Here is a 15,587-nt window from a genome sequence, read left to right as displayed (position 1 = left end):
CCCGGCGGCGGCCTCCCCGCCGCCGGGCCGGTCGCCTGCCCATCGCTGAAAGGCTGGACATGACCCTGCACGTCGACACTCCGGCTCCGGCCCGGCCAGGCCCCCGCCGGCCGTCCGGGCACCGGGGCTCGGGAAGGGGCGGCGGCGGACTCGCCAGGTTCGACCTCCGGGCGACTCCCTACTTCCTCGTCTCCCCCTACTTCCTGCTCTTCGCCGTCTTCGGCGTCTTCCCGCTCGGCTACACCCTCTGGGTGTCGCTGCACGACTGGGAGCTCGCCGGGGACAAGACCTTCGTCGGGATCGACAACTACGTCTCCCTGATCACCGACGAGGCCTTCTGGAACGCGGTGATCAACACGCTCGGCATGTTCGTCATGTCGACGGTCCCGCAGCTCGTCCTCGCCCTGATCCTCGCCAACGCGCTCAACAAGCGCATCCGGGGCCGGCTCTTCTTCCGCCTCGGCGTGCTGCTGCCGCTGATCACCTCCGTCGTCGCCGTCGCCGTCGTCTTCACCCAGCTCTACGGGCGCGACTACGGAATGATCAACTGGTTCCTCGGCCTCTTCGGCGTCGACGCGATCAACTGGCAGAACGAGAAGTGGTCCTCGTGGATCGCGATCTCCACGATGATCGACTGGCGCTGGACCGGCTACAACGCGATCATCCTGCTCGCCGCCATGCAGACCATCCCCAAGGACCTCTACGAGGCCGCGGCCATCGACGGCGCCACGGCGCGGCGGCAGTTCTGGCAGATCACCATCCCGATGCTGCGCCCGACGATCATCTTCACGGTGTTCATCTCGACCATCGGCGGCCTGACGCTGTTCACCGAACCGGTCATGTTCGACGGCAACCCGACGATGGCCGGCGGTGCCACCGGCCAGTACCAGACCGTGGCGATGTTCATCGTCAAGGAGGCGTTCCGCGACTTCGACTTCGGCTACGCCTCGGCCGCCGCCTGGCTGCTGTTCGCGCTGATCCTCATCGGCACGCTCATCAACTACTCCTTCACCCGCCGTATCGGGGGTTCCAAGTGACGGCGATCCAGACCCGGCGCCCCGCGCAGCCGGAGGCCCGCAACCGCATCTGGGACGCCGGCCCGCTGACGAAGGTCGTCCTCGCCGTCGCCCTCGTGCTGTCGGCCTTCCCGATCTACTACATGTTCATCATGGCCACGCGGACCAACGAGGAGGCGATCGACGTCCCGCCGCCGATGCTGCCCGGCGGGCACCTCGGTGAGAACGTCGAGCGGCTGCTGGCCACCGAGGACGCCTACTTCCTCACCGGCCTGGCCAACTCGGCCATCGTCTCGGTCACCGTGACCCTGTCGGTCGTGCTCATCTCCACCCTGGCCGGCTTCGCCTTCGCCAAGCTGCGTTTCAGGGGCAGCAAGATCCTGCTGGGCCTGATCCTGGTGACGATGATGGTCCCGCTCCAGCAGATGGGCGTGGTGCCGCTGTACGAGCTCATGGTCACCCTCGGCTGGACCGGCCAGCTCAAGGCGGTGATCCTGCCCTTCCTGGTCAACGGGTTCGGGGTCTTCATGATGACCCAGTACGCCACCCAGGCGGTGCCGGACGAGCTCGTCGAGGCGGCCCGGGTCGACGGCGCCTCCACCATGCGCATCTACGCGAACGTCATCCTGCCCGCGCTCCGTCCCGGCATGGCCGTACTGGCGCTGCTCGTCTTCATGCAGACCTGGAACGAGTTCATGTGGCCGTTGATCGTCCTGAACCCGGACAACCCCGTGGTGCAGACCTCGATCGCCGCGCTCAACCAGGCCCACGGCACCGACTACGTCATGTTGTTCACCGGCACGGCGGCCTCGGTCCTCCCCCTGTTCATCGTTTTCGTCGCGTTCGGTCGCCAGATCGTCGGCGGCCTCATGGAAGGTGCGGTCAAGGCATGACCACGCAAGAGACGCGGATTCAGACCCCGGATCTGGTGTTCCCGACAGGCTTCGTCTGGGGCGCGGCCACCTCCGCCTACCAGATCGAAGGCGCGGTCTCCGAGGACGGCCGCGGCCGATCCATCTGGGACACCTTCGTCCAGCAGCCCGGCCGGGTGGTCAACGGCGAGAACGCCGACGTCGCCATCGACCACTACCACCGTTACCGCGACGACGTCCGGATGATGGCCGACCTCGGCCTGGGCGCCTACCGGTTCTCCGTCTCCTGGCCCCGGATCCAGCCCGACGGCAGCGGCGCGATCAACTCCAAGGGCCTCGACTTCTACAGCCGGCTGGTCGACGAGCTGCTGGCGAGCGGCGTCGACCCGTGGGTGACGCTCTATCACTGGGACCTGCCGCAGGCCCTGGAGGACGCGGGCGGCTGGCCGTCACGGGAAACGTCGAAGCGCTTCGCCGACTACGCGGCGGCCGTACACGACGCGCTCGGCGACCGGGTCCGCAACTGGAGCACGATCAACGAGCCGTGGTGCGCGGCGTTCCTGGGATACGCCTCCGGTGAGCACGCCCCCGGGCGGCGCGAGCCGGCGCAGGCGGTGCGCGCCGCCCACCACCTCCTCCTCGCGCACGGCCTGGCCACCTCGGCCATGCGCGCCCAGCGGGCCGACAGCAGGATCGGCGGCAGCGTCAACCTCTACGCGATCTCGCCGCAGACCGGCTCCGAGGCCGACCAGGACGCCGCCCGCCGCATCGACGGCCTGCAGAACCGCTTCTTCCTGGACGCGCTGCTGAAGGGCGAGTACCCGGCCGACGTCCTGGAGGACCTCGCCGAGGTGCCTGGGTTCGTCCAGGACGGGGACATGAAGGTCATCTCCGCCCCGCTGGACATGCTGCTGATCAACTACTACAGCCGCTTCACCGTCTCGGGCACCCCCGGCGGCGCGGCGTCGGCCGCGGCGGCCCCCACCGGCACCGGGTCGCCGTGGGTCGGCAGCGAGGACGTGTCGTTCGTCGAGGGCGGGCGGCCGGTCACCGCGATGGGCTGGGAGATCGACGACAGCGGGCTGCACGAGATCCTGCTGCGGCTGGCCCGGGAGTACCCGCGGATCCCGCTGGTCATCTCCGAGAACGGCGCGGCCTTCGACGACGTCGTGGGCGCCGACGGCGTCGTGCACGACCACGATCGCCTGAACTACATCGACGCCCACCTGCGCACCTGCCACGCCGCGATCGAGGCCGGGGTGCCGCTGGAGGGCTACTTCGCCTGGTCGCTGATGGACAACTTCGAGTGGGCGTGGGGGTACGGCAAGCGTTTCGGGCTGGTGCGCGTCGACTACGAGTCGCAGCTGAGAGTTCCCAAAGAGAGCGCTCTCTGGTATGCCGGGACAATCAGGCGTGGAGGCCTGAGCGGTCCGGCAGAATAAGGGGTCAGCGAATCTTTCATGGGGGCGAAGAACATGAACGGCGACCGTCGTCCGACGCTTGAGGCGGTCGCGGCCCTGGCCGGTGTCGGCCGTGGCACGGTGTCGCGGGTCATCAACGGCTCACCGAAGGTGAGCGAGAAGGCCCGCGGCGCGGTCCAGCAGGCGATCCAGGAGCTGGGCTACGTCCCGAACCGGGCGGCCCGCGCGCTGGTCACCCGGCGCACCGACACGGTCGCGCTGGTGGTCTCGGAGTCGGAGTTACGCGTCTTCGACGAACCCTACTTCGCCGGGACCATCCGCGGCATCGGCTCGGCCCTGTCCGAGACCGGTCTGCAACTCATCCTGGCGATGGCCCAGACGCCGCAGGACCACGAGCGGCTGGAGCACTACCTGACCGGGCAGCACGTCGACGGGGTGCTGCTGATCTCGCTGCACGGCGCCGACCCGCTGCCCGGGCGGCTGGAGGCGATGGGCGTGCCGACCGTCATCGGCGGCCGCCCCGTCGGCCTGACCCCATACAGCTACGTCGACGTGGACAACCGGGCCGGCGCCCGGCAGGCGGTCAAATACCTGCTGGGCAAGGGCCGCCGCCGGATCGCCACCATCGCGGGTCCGCAGGACATGGGGGTGGGCGTGGACCGGCTCGCGGGCTACCGTGACGCGCTGCTCGCCACCGGCATGACCGAGATCGTGGCCTACGGCGACTTCAGCGAGGAGAGCGGCATCGTCGCCATGCGCGGCCTCCTCGCCGGCAACCCCGACGTCGACGCGGTGTTCACCGCCTCCGACCCGATGGCGCTGGGCGCGATCCGGGTGCTGCGGGAGGAGGGCAAGAAGATCCCCGAGGACGTCGCGGTGATCGGGTTCGACGACTCCCCCGCCGGATCGCACTCCTCCCCCGCACTCACCACCGTGCACCAGCCCACCGAGGCGATGGGCCGCCAGATGGCCCATCTCCTCGTCGCCCGCATCAACGGCGAGCATCTGGAACAGCCCGTGGTGATACTCGACACCCATCTGGTCGAGCGGGCCTCCGCGTAACAGGGACGGCTCGGCCTGTATAACTTCGAGCAGGCCGTCTCCATCCCCTCCTCACTCCCCCGGCGAAAGGACTCCCGTGTCCCGGCAGTTCACCCTCCGCAGCGGCACCATGCACGCCGAGATCAGCGAGCGGGCCGCGGCCCTGCGCGTGCTCCGACACGGTGCGCGCGACCTGGTGACGAGCTGGCAGGCAGACGAGCCGATCCCTTACTACAGCGGCACCCTGCTCGCCCCCTGGCCCAACCGGATCGCCGACGCCTCCTACATCTTCGAGGGCGAGACACACCGGCTCGTGGCGAACGAGGAGGACAGGGGCACCGCCATCCACGGGCTGGTCGCCGAGGTCGACTGGGAGGCGGTGGAGTGGCTCGCCGTGGAGGACGAGCACGGTTTCGTACGGCTGGCGTACACGATCACCCCGTCCCCCGGCTACCCGTTCACCATCGCCCTGCAGGTCCTCTACTCCCTCACCCCCGACGGGCTGACCACCACCCTGACCGCCGAGAACCTCGGCGACGGCCCCGCCCCCTACGGCTGCGGCCCGCACCCGTGGCTGCTGCCGGGCGACGTCGAGGGCTACGAGCTGCACGTGCCCGCCACCAAGGTGCTGCTGGTGGACGACAGGCTGCTGCCGCGCTCCCTGGAGGACGTCTCCGGCACGCCGTACGACTTCACGGCCGGGCGCGCGGTCGGCGACACCGCCGTGGACCACGCCTTCACCGGTATCGTCCCGGACGCCGACGGACTGGCCCGGGTGCGGGTGAGCGGCCCGGACGGCGGGGTCGAGATGCGCTGGGACGCCGCGACGCTGCCCTGGGTCCAGGTGTGCACCGGGACCGGGCTCGGTCACTCCGGGCTGGCCGTCGAGCCGATGACCTGCCCGCCGGACGCCTTCAACTCGGGCACCGACCTGGTCGTGCTCCAGGCCGGCGACAAGATCGAGACCTCCTGGACGATCTCCCCGATCTGAGGTACCGCGATGGACAGCAGGACCAAACGCCCGCTCACCGCCCCCGAGCTCGACGCGCTGGCCCGGCGGGCCCTCGGTACCGGGATCACCGCCTCCGCGGAGCTGACCGACGGCTTCGCCAACGCCGTCTGGCGGCTGACGCTGGAGGACGGCCGCGAGGTGGTGCTCAAGCTGTCGCCCCCGCCGGAGCTGGAGCAGCTGCGCTACGAACGCAACCTGCTGCGTACCGAGGCGATGGTCTACGGCCTGGCCGGGCCGGCCGGCGTGCCGGGACCCGAGCTGCTGTGCGCCGGGTTCGACGATCCGGTGCTGGGCGGCGACTACCTGGTCCTGTCCGCCCTCGGCGGGGTGCCGTGGAACCAGGTCACGCCGGCCGACGCGGACCAGCGGGCGCTCCGCCGGGAGCTCGGCGGCCATCTGGCCCGGCTGAACTCGATCACCGGTGACGTCTACGGCTACCCGCACGCGGGCCTGACCGGCGGCACCTGGCGGGCCGCCTTCCTCGCGATGACCGGCGCGATCCTGGCGGACGCCCGCCGCTACGCCACGCCGCTGCCGAGGCCGGCGGCGGAGATCTCGGCGGTGATCGAGGCGAGCGCGGGCGTGCTGGAGGAGGTGAAGGCGCCTTCCCTGGTCCACTTCGACCTCTGGCCGGGCAACGTCTTCCTGACCCCCGGCGACAGCCCGCGCATCCAGGCGATCATCGACCACGAGCGGGCGTTCTGGGGCGACCCGCTGGCCGACTTCGTCACGCCGACGATCTTCGGCGAGCTGGACGAGTCCGACGAGATCGTGGCGGGATACCGGGAGGCGGGCGGCGTGGTGGAGTTCACCGACTCCGCCCGCGCCCGGATCGCCCTCTACCGTCTCTACCTCGCGTTGATCATCCTGGTGGAGAACGGTCCCCGCCAGTATCCCGAGGAGGACTACGCCCCCCTCCGGGACCTGAGCGCCGCCGCCCTGGTCAGAGCCCTGGACCGGCTCTCCGCCCAGCCCGCGCCCTGATCCGCGGCTCCGTTTCCGGCCTGAGCTATTTGCGGTGATATATGACCATTTCAATTATTTTATATAAATATCATGCGAATCCTTGACTCAGCTTATAGAAACTCATGACTCAGCGTGTCAACCTCAGCTTTGCCTGCCCAAAACGGGCCGCAGAGTGGAGGATCCCCCATGCGCAAGACGCTCCTCACAGCTCTCTTCGCAAGTTCCCTCGCTATGACGGCGATTCCGGCCACGGCCGCGATCGCCGCCGCACCGGACCCTGTCAGCAACTACATCGTCGTCCTGCAGGACGGCACGGACCCCTCGGCCTTCGCCGGCACCCAGGCACGTTCCCGTGGCGCCGCGGTGGACAAGATCTTCAACCACGCGCTCCGCGGCTACTCGGCGAAGATGAGCGCCACCGCGGCCGCCGCCGTCGCCCGCGACCCGCAGGTGCAGTTCGTGCAGCCTGACGGGGTGGTGTCGATCAGCGCCCAGACGCTGCCCACAGGGGTCAACCGGGTCGACGCCGAGCTCAGCCCCACCGCCGCCATCAACGGCGTGGACACGCGGGTCAACGTCGACGTGGCGATCATCGACACCGGCATCCAGCTCACCCACCCCGACCTGAACGTCTACACCGCGGGGGCCAAGAACTGCAACACCGGCACGAGCGCCAACGACGGCCACGGCCACGGAACACACGTGGCGGGCACGGTCGGGGCGCTGGACAACACCAGCGCCGTCGTCGGCGTGGCACCTGGCGCCCGCCTGTGGCCGGTGCGCGTGCTGAACAACAGCGGCGGCGGCAGCTGGTCGCAGGTGATCTGCGGCATCGACTACGTCACCGCCCACGCCTCCGAGATCGAGGTCGCGAACATGAGCCTCGGCGGCCTCGGCGCCGACGACGGCAACTGCGGCAACACCAACAACGACGCCATGCACCGGGCGATCTGCGCCGCCGTCGCGGCGGGCGTGACCTTCGTGGTCGCGGCCGGCAACGAGACCGACAACGCGGCCAACCACGTGCCCGCGGCGTACGACGAGGTCATAACGGTCAGCGCGCTGGCCGACTTCAACGGGCTTCCCGGTGGCGGGGCGGCGTCCACCTGCCGCAGCGACGTCGACGACACGTTCGCCAGCTTCTCCAACTACGGCGCCGACGTGGACATCATCGCCCCGGGCGTGTGCATCCTGTCCACCTGGAGGAGCAGCGGCACCAGCACCATCTCGGGCACCTCGATGGCCAGCCCGCACGTTGCCGGTGGAGCGGCCCTCTACAAGGCCACGCATCCGGCGGCGACGCCGGCGGCGGTGAAGTCCGCGCTCCAGGCGGCGGGCACCACCAACTGGAACAACGCCGACGACCCTGACGGCATCAAGGAGAAGCTGCTCAACGTCGCCACCTTCTGACATCGGGCGAACGGACCCACGGACACCGCAGGAGGTGTCCGTGGGTCCGCGCGGTACGTGAGTGTGACAGGAGCGGGTGCGCACCCGGGTTGTGGGTCCTGCCCGCCTTCACGCGTTCTCGGTGGTGGTTACGGGCAGGGCGGCGTTTGGAAAGTCACGCCGTCCAGGAAGTTGCCGGCCGTCGGGCTGCCACCCGCGGCCGACACCGACTCGAAGGCGAATCGCGTGACGGTCTGCCCCGGAGGGACGACATACACCCCGGTGTAGCGGCGCCAGGCGGTGTTGTCGTCGGAGATGTCCGCGGAGGAGGCCCCGGTGGGGACTTGAGCCGCGGTCGAGCCCGGGGCGCCGATGAGCACCCGCATCACGTCGGTGCCCAGGCGGCCCCGGTGATACAGCGACCAGGTCATCGGAGTCCCCGGAACGGTGGGCAGGTCCTGGTAGAGCATCGAGACCTGGTTGGCGTTGAGTTCGGCGAACTGCTGGCCGTCGGCGGCCGGAATCCCGCTCGCGCCGCCGCGCCAGAACTCCAGCTTGTTGTCGGTGGCGGTGGTGTGCCAGCCGACGCTCGGGTTGGTGGAGGCGTCGGGGATGGACCAGTCGATCGAGGCCACGGGCGGCGCCTCGAAGCTGCCGTTGACCAGGTTGACCGGTTTCCAGGGACAGGGGACGGTGACCGTCACCGTGGCGGTGCTGGTCCCGCAGGCCGTGGTGATGGTGTAGGTGAAGGTGTCGGTGCCGATGAAGCCCGCGGCGGGGGTGTAGATCACGGTGCCGCCGGAGATCGTCGCGGTGCCGTTGCCCGGCTGGGTGAGAGCGCTGATCGCCGGTGCGGCCGCGGTGTCGTTGGCCAGGACGGGCACGCTGACGGCCGTGCCCATCGCGGTGGTGGCGCTGTCGGCGGCGGCGCTGGTGGGGGAGATGGACTGCCCGCTGACGATCTGGATCGGCGGGGCGGGTGCGTTGTTTCCGAGCTGGCCCGGGGCTGCGAGGACGCTGCTGATCCCGGTGGGCCGGATGGTCATGCTGTTGCCGATGGTGCCTTGCCTGACCCGGAAGGTGATGACCTTCGCGGCCGGGTCGGTCTTGGACCCCTGCGAGCTGATCGACAGGGTGGTGCCGCTGATGGTGCCCGCCCCTGACTGGCTGACGATGTCGGCGTTGGCCAGCAGGGACGACAGGTCCCACATCGTGGTGTAGCTCCTGACCAGCAGCGGCCACTGGGCGGTGCGGTGGGCCAGGGTGAGGGTGAAGGTGGCGCCCGGTGCGATCTGCCCGCCCCACAGGGACGGGGAGGTGTCGACCGCGACCGACCCGCTGCCCAGCCGCATGCCGAGGACGTTCTTCCAGTAGTAGTCGACCGGGTAGGTCGCCTGGCCCGGCCGGACACAGGGCGCAGCGGCGGCTTGCGCGGCGGCCTGCCGCACGGTGGTGGCGGGTGTGCCGGTGGCGGCCGCCACCGGCGTGCCGGAGGTGGCCAGCGCCAGCAGGGCGCAGGCCAGCGCGGTGAGCGCGGATCCGGGTCGTTGTGACATCAACCTGAACTTCCATTCCGTCGTGAGGATGCCCTCGTAGATCAACTTCACAACGGACAGTACTCTCTGTAATCGATCGATTACGTTAGGCGCGTATACGATCTCCTGGCGGTGAGCGGAGTGCCGGCCCCGGCTGAATGAGATCTCCGGCCCTACTCCCCGGCGGGCGCCTGCGACTCCCCAGCGGGTGCCTGCGCGACCGCGACGAAGTTCTGGCTCATGCCGATGACGGAGGACTCCATCTCGATCAGGCGGAGTACGGACAGCAGGTGGTCACGCTGTCCCGCGTCCTCCAACCGCTGGGCGAAGTCGGGGAGAAGCTTGACATTGCCGCTCGCGCCGACGAGCACCCGCAGATCCAAGCCCGCTTCCCGGATCTCACCGGCCAGCTCCTCCGGCCGGTGGAAGTAGGAGGTCGTGAACCCCGCGGGATCACCGCCTGGGTTGCGGTACTGCCCGTCGGCGAGGAACCGGACGGTGTCCTCGATCTCACCGGGGTTGGGCGGCCGGCCCCCGGCCAGGCTCTCGAAGAGAGGATAGAACCGGGACAGCGCCTTCGCGACGACGAACCCGCCCGGTCGCACCACCCGCCGGGCCTCACGCAGCGCCGTGATGCGATCGGACTTATCCGTCAGGTGGTAAAGCGGACCAAGCAACAGCACGGCATCGACGCCGGCCTCGGCGGCCTCCAGTGCCCGGGCGTCACCGACCGTGACGCTCGCCAGCCGAGCGGAAGCGGCCTGGGAGGCCGTGATCGCCTGCTCGACGTGGAGTGGCACCGGATCGACCAGGTGCACCTCATAGCCGGCAGCCGCCAGCGGCAATGCGTAGACGCCGGCGCCACCGCCTACGTCCAGCACCTGTGCGGGGGGCGGCGGCAGATGCCGTTGCAGCAGATCCCACATCCGGAGGAACTCGATCTGCCGCCCCCCGGCGGCCAGCCGGTCCCGCTCCAGACCGTGCTCGTAGTACTTCAAGATCTCCGCATCCATCATGGCGAACACGGTAGATGCCCCATCGCCCGCTCGGCGAGCGAAATTCACCGCCTCCGGCGCCACGTGCACGCGGCTCGAAACCCGGTGAACCCATCCCGGTCAGAGCACTGGCCGCGGCGGACCGGACCCGGCGGCGGCTTCCTCGTCCCACGGGGTGTGCTTGCTCATGCCTCGGGACGCACCCGAACCAGTGCGTCATGCGCCGGCGACCCATGGCCGCCACGACGAAACCGGGGAGACTTCTTCGGCGATCCGCGCGGAGCGGGGGTGACCGGCGCGGGCCTGTCCGGGGCGGCCGCGGTGGGGCGTCGCCGGGCTTTCGGTTTGGGGGGCGGACCAACGGGGGCGTGTTCTTTCGGCGGGTGCGACGAAGTTTCACGGTGGGTCGGGGGTGAGAATCCCGAGTGGCGCAGTGGAAAGGGGGGCTCGCATGCCCAGCACGCTGATCATCCGGGGTGGGACGGTCTACGACGGAACCGGGGCTCCGGGACGTTCGGCCGATGTCGCGGTGGAGGGGGATCGGATCCTCGGCGTTGGTTCCATCCCTGACTCGGAGGGGGCGATGGTGCTCGACGCGGCGGGGTGCGCCGTCGCCCCCGGATTCATCAACGTGCTCAGCCATGCTTATCTGGCGCTTCAGCAGGATCCACGCGGGTTGTCCGATCTTTATCAGGGTGTGACGACGGAGGTCTTCGGCGAGGGCGTCTCCCTGGGGCCGGTTGCCGGGCGCATGCTGGAGTCGGTCCCCGTCGGCAAGGTGGAGGCCGACGGCACGCGGCTGGGCTGGCCGCGGCTGGCGGATTTCCTCGGTGACCTGTCGTCGGCGGGTGTCGCCCCGAACATCGCCAGCTTCGTCGGGTCACACAACCTGCGCATGCTCGGCGCCGGGAACGACAACCGGCCGCTCACCCGGGCTGAGCTGGACGCGGCCGCGGCGCTGCTGGATGAGGAGCTGTCCGACGGAGCGCTGGGCGTGGGGTCGGCGCTGATCTACCCGCCGGAGAGCTACTCGTCCACCGAGGAGCTCATCGCCCTGACGCGCGTGCTGAGCCGGCACGACGCCCTCTACATCTCCCACATCAGGAGCGAGGGCGATCGCCTGGTCGAGGGCATCGAGGAGATTCTGCGCATCGGCCGCGAGGCCGGGACACGCGTGGAGGTGTACCACCTCAAGGCCGCCGGGCGGGACAACTGGCACAAGATGGCGCTTGCGATCGACCTCATCGACGCGGCCCGCGCGTCGGGCCAGCCGGTGACCGCCGACGTCTACCCCTACGAGGCGGGCAGTACGTCGCTGGGAGCGGTCATCCCGCCGCCGTTCCACGCGGGCGGCCAGGGCCGGTTGCTGGAGCGGCTGCGCGATCGCGGGGTCCGGGAGGAGATGAAGACCGCCATCCGACGCCCTTCAGTCGAGTGGGAGAACCTCTACCTCGCCGCGGGCGGGCCTGAGCAGGTGCTGCTGCTGTCCAACGCCGCGGACGGCTCGCTCACCGCGGGACTGACCCTGGCCCAGGCCGCCGCTCGCGCGGGAGCGGATGATCCGCTCGACCTGCTGCTGGACCTGGTGGAAGGCGACCCCGAGATGATGGCGGCCTACTTCATCGGGCATCAGGACAACATCCGGATGGCGCTGCGCCGCCCCTGGGTTTCGATCTGCTCCGACTCCGAGTCGGTGCCGGCCGAGCCTCCGTTCACCGACCTGCCGGTCCATCCCCGGGCGTACGGCAGCTTCGCCAGGATCCTGTCGCGGTACGTCCGCGAGGAGGGACTGCTCAGCGTGGAGGAGGCCGTACGGCGGATGACCTCGCTGCCCGCCGACACCCTCCGGCTGGCGGGGCGGGGCCGGATCGCTCCCGGCGCCTACGCCGACCTCGTGGTCTTCGATCCGGAGACCGTCCACGACCACGCGACCTACGAGCGTCCACACCAGTACGCGACCGGCGTCCGCCACGTGGTGGTCAACGGAATCGCCGCGCTGCGGGACGGCACCCCCACCGGCGCTCTGCCGGGACGCGCACTGCGCCGCGGTCAGGGGTGAGAGCGCGGTCAGCACACCTGGCCGATGGGGCCCTCGGGGAGCAGATCGGCGAGGTAGGCGCCGAGATCCGGCTCGGCCGGCTGGAGAACGTGGCGGATCCAGGCGGAGCGCTCGTGCTCGATGGGGGGCAGCTCCCAGACGCAGCCGATCAGCGGCTCGGCCAGCTCCACCCAGTGGGTGTAGTCCTCGTCCGGGCAGCCCAGGAAAGGGATCCCGGCGGCCGCGGTCCTGCAGTACAGGACGTTGTCCCAGTACCAGCTGTAGGCGTTGAGGAAGATGCCGTTCGCGGTCTCGTGGAGCACGGTGAACGTGGCGGCCGGGGTGCCGTCGGGGCGGGGCAGCAGGCCCGGCAGGAAGGCGTAGGCCGCCTCCTGGCGGGCCTGGTCGATCTCGGAGCCGTCGAGGTTGACGTGGTATCGCTTGACGTGACGTCCGGCGGCGACGGCCGGGGCGGGCACGCGCAGTTGTTTGCGGTGGAAGACCATGGCCGGACCGTAGGGCCGGGTCACTGACACCTTCCGTCAGTGACCCGGGAAAATTCCGTCAGTGACCCGGGAATCCTCCGGAGCTCCCCTCCCGGGATCGGCCGGAACAGCACGGCCCCGGCGGCCACCCCGGTGTCGCGGACCTCGACCGCCCAGGATCCGAACCGGCGGTCCCGCTCGTGGAAGGCCCGCCGGCCGTCCACCGCGGGCGCCGCCTCGAAGGTGAAGAAGGGCGGCAGCCAGCGGGTGACCTCCCGGCGGGAGTAAAGATCGGACATCCGGATGTGCGCGGCCCGAGGTCCGGGAGACGGTCCGCCGGGATGCGCCGCCGGGCTGTCGCTCACCCCCGCCGCGACGCGCGGTCATTCCTCAACGGCCCCGCCCACGGCTCGCAGATGATCACGGAAGCTCAAGGAGGGCGTCTGCCGGCGCTGAACGAGGTAGGTGTCGAACTGCACCTGACTGCGCAGGGAGACACCTGCGCGGACCCGTTCGGCCTGGCGTCGCTCGGTGTCGCGGATCGTCTCCGCGAGCGTGAAGAGGTCCTCGGCTCGGGCGGCCGGCACAAAGAGCACCCCATCGTCATCACCCAGGACCAGGTCCTCACGGCCCACCGTGGAGTCTCCCACCGTGGCGGACTCCAACGCGTCCCAGGGACGGGCGTCGAGGCGTAGCGGGCCGGTCGGGACCGCCCCCAGGCTGAAGACCGGCAACCCGATCGCCCGTATGTCGGCCGTGTCGCGGTGCAGCCCCCAGATCACGATCCCCTCCAGCCCGGCGGCCTGAGCCTCCAGAACCACCAGATCGCCGACGCACGCCTCATCGAGACGTCCGCCGTTGTCGACCACCAACACGTCGCCGGGCGCGGCCCCTTCGAACGCCTCCAGGAAAACGTCGACGCTGCCGACATGCTGGGCAGGAACCACGCACCCGGCCAGGCGGCTTCCGGGCACGACGGCGTGCAGGCGCGCAGGCGCGCACCGCACCGGGATCTGAGCGCGAATGCACGCATCCGCCAGATGGGCGGTGTTCAAAGCCGCAAACCGCCTCCGGAGCTCTTGGCGATCCATACCGTGCTCCCTTTCCCTGTCTCCGCCGGGACGTCATCGTCCTCGACACTCGCACGTCACGGAGCCGGCATCAATCCGCGCGGCGCCGACTTCCCGGCCGGTTCCCCTGCCTCTCTGCCCTTGGCCGTGCCCGCGCCGCGTTCTCAGCGGAACGGGTGTTCAGGGGAGGCCGGCGTCCGTCCGGGGAAGGTGGAACATCTCCGACTCCAGGTCGAAGAAACGCCGGGTCCGGCCGAGCGGGGTCATCCCGAGCCGCCGGCAGACGGCGATGGACGCCTCGTTGCCCGGCATCGTCAGGGCGTAGACCTCCTCCAGCCCGGAGGCGAAACCGCGCTCGACCGCGCCACGGGCCGCCTCGGTGGCGTAGCCGTTCCCCCAGGAGTCGGGGTGGAAGTGCCAGCCCACCTCGATCTCCCCCTCCCCTCCCGGGATCGGCCGGAACAGCACGGTCCCGGCGGCCACCCCGGTGTCGCGGACCTCGACCGCCCAGGATCCGAACCGGCGGTCCCGCTCATGGAAGGCCCGCCAGCCGTCCACCGCGGGCGCCGCCTCGAAGGCGAAGAAGGGCGGCAGCCAGCGGGTGACCTCCCGGCGGGAGTAAAGATCGGACATCCGGTCGAGGTCGCCCTGGTCATGGGTCCACAGGCGGACGGTCAGCCGCTCGGTCTCGTAAACGGTCATGGGTCCAACCCTCGCCCAACCGGGTGGCGGTGCGCATCACCCTCCAGGCGGATGAAAGGCCGGAGGCCACCCGGCCCGGCCGGAAGGGACCCCGGCCACGTCGTCAGCGCGCGTCTAACCGGTGATCATGCCGAAGGCGGCGACGGACAGCGCGAAGCACAGCACCATCACCAGCGCACCGGCCACGCTCGTGGAGGCGGAGACGGCCCTGCCGGGCAGCAGCCATGACGCGAAGATCCTGTTGACGAGCGGCATCAGCAGCCACGTGAGGAGGGCGACGCTCACCACGTTGCCGATGAACAGGGCCAGATACCCGGGCAGGTGCGCCGCCTTGAGCGCGGGGCTCAGCGTCAGGTTCAGGATCATCACGGTGGGGTAGAGCGCCAGCAGCACGGACATGGCCTGCTTCCAGTTGGGCGGGGGTCCCTGCCCGGTCTCGCCGCCGAACCCGAACCAGCCGCTGAACGCCGATCGGATCGTTCGCACGTCGTAGTCGAGGAAGTAGTGGCGGCCCTCGTCCAGCAGTTTCCTGCGGGTGTCGGAGGCGAGCCATCCGTCGAGATGGTCACGGGTGTCGAAGCGGAACATGACCACCCAGCGCTCCTGGATCCCCGCCACGGGTTCGAACCCCTCGTAACCCAGGAAGCCGGGAAACCTCTCCTGGGCCTTGCGCGTCTTGTCCTGCCAGCGCAGATAATCGCGTTCACGGCCTGGCCGCACGCTGTGGGAGACGACCACCGTGACCGTGTCCCTGGGCGGCGTCTCCCCCGCGAGGATCTCCAACGCCGCCGGCTCCTCCAGCAGCGGGCGCACCTCGTCGAGCAATTTCCCCCGCAACTCGGAATTCAGCCACCCGGTCAACCCGTCAATGCCCGAGAAACGGAACACGACCACCCACGTGCTCTGCTCGCCGGGAGCCGGCGGGTAAACCTCCGCCCCCTCGAAACCCGTGGAGGAACGCATGGCGTCATGCATTTTCTCCTGCCAGCGCCGGTAATCCCCCTCGTGGCCCTCACGGACCTTCGAGGAAATCACCACGGTTGCG

Annotated in this window: 15 protein-coding genes; 8 read left to right on the top strand and 7 right to left on the bottom strand. The window is 70.0% G+C overall.

Translation table 11 applies throughout. The features are described from left to right. Window positions 1-59: 59 nt before the first annotated feature. From SROS_RS16035 to SROS_RS16005, 7 genes are all read left to right on the top strand, one after another. A complete protein-coding gene (locus SROS_RS16035) occupies window positions 60-1,037 on the top strand; it encodes a carbohydrate ABC transporter permease (RefSeq protein ID WP_012889990.1) in 978 nt (325 codons plus the stop codon). Continuing rightward, window positions 1,034-1,909: a carbohydrate ABC transporter permease gene (locus SROS_RS16030; RefSeq protein ID WP_012889989.1), complete on the top strand. Its 876-nt coding sequence runs from the start codon at window positions 1,034-1,036 to the stop codon at window positions 1,907-1,909. The genes SROS_RS16035 and SROS_RS16030 overlap by 4 nt, the downstream gene beginning before the upstream one ends. Then, window positions 1,906-3,330, top strand: coding sequence for a GH1 family beta-glucosidase (locus SROS_RS16025; RefSeq protein ID WP_012889988.1), 1,425 nt, complete (start codon window positions 1,906-1,908; stop codon window positions 3,328-3,330). Before SROS_RS16030 ends, SROS_RS16025 begins: the two co-directional genes overlap by 4 nt. A gap of 33 nt (window positions 3,331-3,363) precedes the next feature. Next, window positions 3,364-4,371 carry a LacI family DNA-binding transcriptional regulator gene (locus tag SROS_RS16020; RefSeq protein WP_012889987.1) on the top strand — a complete coding sequence of 336 codons (1,008 nt, stop codon included), beginning with the start codon at window positions 3,364-3,366 and terminating at the stop codon, window positions 4,369-4,371. A gap of 76 nt (window positions 4,372-4,447) precedes the next feature. Next, entirely contained in the window at window positions 4,448-5,341 is an 894-nt protein-coding gene (locus SROS_RS16015) for an aldose 1-epimerase family protein (RefSeq protein WP_012889986.1), read from the top strand. 9 nt (window positions 5,342-5,350) lie between these two features. After that, entirely contained in the window at window positions 5,351-6,346 is a 996-nt protein-coding gene (locus SROS_RS16010; RefSeq protein ID WP_012889985.1) for a phosphotransferase family protein, read from the top strand. Between the two features lie 213 nt (window positions 6,347-6,559). Then, the gene (locus SROS_RS16005; protein ID WP_245564653.1) at window positions 6,560-7,738 is read left to right on the top strand and encodes a S8 family serine peptidase; all 1,179 of its coding nucleotides are present in this window, start codon (window positions 6,560-6,562) and stop codon (window positions 7,736-7,738) included. Window positions 7,739-7,866: 128 nt separating this feature from the next. On the opposite strand, the gene SROS_RS45995 is transcribed toward SROS_RS16005, so the two are convergent. Both SROS_RS45995 and SROS_RS15995 read right to left on the bottom strand, forming a co-directional pair. Beyond that, complete coding sequence (locus tag SROS_RS45995; protein WP_148269098.1) at window positions 7,867-9,273, bottom strand: Ig-like domain-containing protein; 1,407 nt, start codon at window positions 9,271-9,273, stop codon at window positions 7,867-7,869. 152 nt (window positions 9,274-9,425) lie between these two features. Further along, window positions 9,426-10,268 (bottom strand): class I SAM-dependent methyltransferase, encoded by an 843-nt coding sequence (locus SROS_RS15995; RefSeq protein WP_012889982.1) that lies wholly within the window; start codon window positions 10,266-10,268, stop codon window positions 9,426-9,428. Window positions 10,269-10,698: 430 nt separating this feature from the next. Here SROS_RS15995 and SROS_RS15990 point away from each other — a divergent pair, with 430 nt between their 5' ends. Further along, window positions 10,699-12,306 carry an N-acyl-D-amino-acid deacylase family protein gene (locus tag SROS_RS15990; RefSeq protein ID WP_043652113.1) on the top strand — a complete coding sequence of 536 codons (1,608 nt, stop codon included), beginning with the start codon at window positions 10,699-10,701 and terminating at the stop codon, window positions 12,304-12,306. A gap of 8 nt (window positions 12,307-12,314) precedes the next feature. Here the strand turns inward: SROS_RS15990 and SROS_RS15985 are convergent, their stop codons facing one another. The 5 genes from SROS_RS15985 to SROS_RS15965 all read right to left on the bottom strand — a co-directional run bounded on the left by SROS_RS15985 (window position 12,315) and on the right by SROS_RS15965 (window position 15,505). Further along, on the bottom strand, window positions 12,315-12,815 hold the full coding sequence (locus SROS_RS15985; protein ID WP_012889980.1) for a hypothetical protein: 501 nt from the start codon (window positions 12,813-12,815) through the stop codon (window positions 12,315-12,317). Then, window positions 12,812-13,069, bottom strand: coding sequence for a hypothetical protein (locus SROS_RS15980; protein WP_012889979.1), 258 nt, complete (start codon window positions 13,067-13,069; stop codon window positions 12,812-12,814). Before SROS_RS15980 ends, SROS_RS15985 begins: the two co-directional genes overlap by 4 nt. Before the next feature lie 84 nt (window positions 13,070-13,153). Further along, window positions 13,154-13,861: an RraA family protein gene (locus SROS_RS15975; RefSeq protein WP_012889978.1), complete on the bottom strand. Its 708-nt coding sequence runs from the start codon at window positions 13,859-13,861 to the stop codon at window positions 13,154-13,156. 159 nt (window positions 13,862-14,020) lie between these two features. Next, on the bottom strand, window positions 14,021-14,542 hold the full coding sequence (locus SROS_RS15970) for a GNAT family N-acetyltransferase (RefSeq protein WP_012889977.1): 522 nt from the start codon (window positions 14,540-14,542) through the stop codon (window positions 14,021-14,023). A gap of 114 nt (window positions 14,543-14,656) precedes the next feature. Next, window positions 14,657-15,505, bottom strand: coding sequence for an antibiotic biosynthesis monooxygenase (locus SROS_RS15965; RefSeq protein ID WP_218919851.1), 849 nt, complete (start codon window positions 15,503-15,505; stop codon window positions 14,657-14,659). Window positions 15,506-15,587 lie beyond the last annotated feature (82 nt).

The sequence above is a fragment of the Streptosporangium roseum DSM 43021 genome, assembly GCF_000024865.1.
In the GTDB taxonomy this organism is placed as follows: Bacteria; Actinomycetota; Actinomycetes; order Streptosporangiales; family Streptosporangiaceae; genus Streptosporangium; species Streptosporangium roseum.
This window is presented reverse-complemented; position numbering and strand designations above follow the sequence as displayed.

Bases quoted from the DNA above. Each gene is read 5' to 3' on its own strand.
- SROS_RS16035 (WP_012889990.1), top strand. From the start codon at position 60: ATGACCCTGCACGTCGACACTCCGGCTCCGGCCCGGCCAGGCCCCCGC.
- SROS_RS16025 (WP_012889988.1), top strand. From the start codon at position 1,906: ATGACCACGCAAGAGACGCGGATTCAGACCCCGGATCTGGTGTTCCCG.
- SROS_RS16020 (WP_012889987.1), top strand. From the start codon at position 3,364: ATGAACGGCGACCGTCGTCCGACGCTTGAGGCGGTCGCGGCCCTGGCC.
- SROS_RS16010 (WP_012889985.1), top strand. From the start codon at position 5,351: ATGGACAGCAGGACCAAACGCCCGCTCACCGCCCCCGAGCTCGACGCG.
- SROS_RS16005 (WP_245564653.1), top strand. From the start codon at position 6,560: ATGACGGCGATTCCGGCCACGGCCGCGATCGCCGCCGCACCGGACCCT.
- SROS_RS45995 (WP_148269098.1), bottom strand. From the start codon at position 9,273: ATGTCACAACGACCCGGATCCGCGCTCACCGCGCTGGCCTGCGCCCTG.
- SROS_RS15995 (WP_012889982.1), bottom strand. From the start codon at position 10,268: ATGATGGATGCGGAGATCTTGAAGTACTACGAGCACGGTCTGGAGCGG.
- SROS_RS15990 (WP_043652113.1), top strand. From the start codon at position 10,699: ATGCCCAGCACGCTGATCATCCGGGGTGGGACGGTCTACGACGGAACC.
- SROS_RS15980 (WP_012889979.1), bottom strand. From the start codon at position 13,069: ATGTCCGATCTTTACTCCCGCCGGGAGGTCACCCGCTGGCTGCCGCCC.
- SROS_RS15975 (WP_012889978.1), bottom strand. From the start codon at position 13,861: ATGGATCGCCAAGAGCTCCGGAGGCGGTTTGCGGCTTTGAACACCGCC.
- SROS_RS15970 (WP_012889977.1), bottom strand. From the start codon at position 14,542: ATGACCGTTTACGAGACCGAGCGGCTGACCGTCCGCCTGTGGACCCAT.
- SROS_RS15965 (WP_218919851.1), bottom strand. From the start codon at position 15,505: ATGCGTTCCTCCACGGGTTTCGAGGGGGCGGAGGTTTACCCGCCGGCT.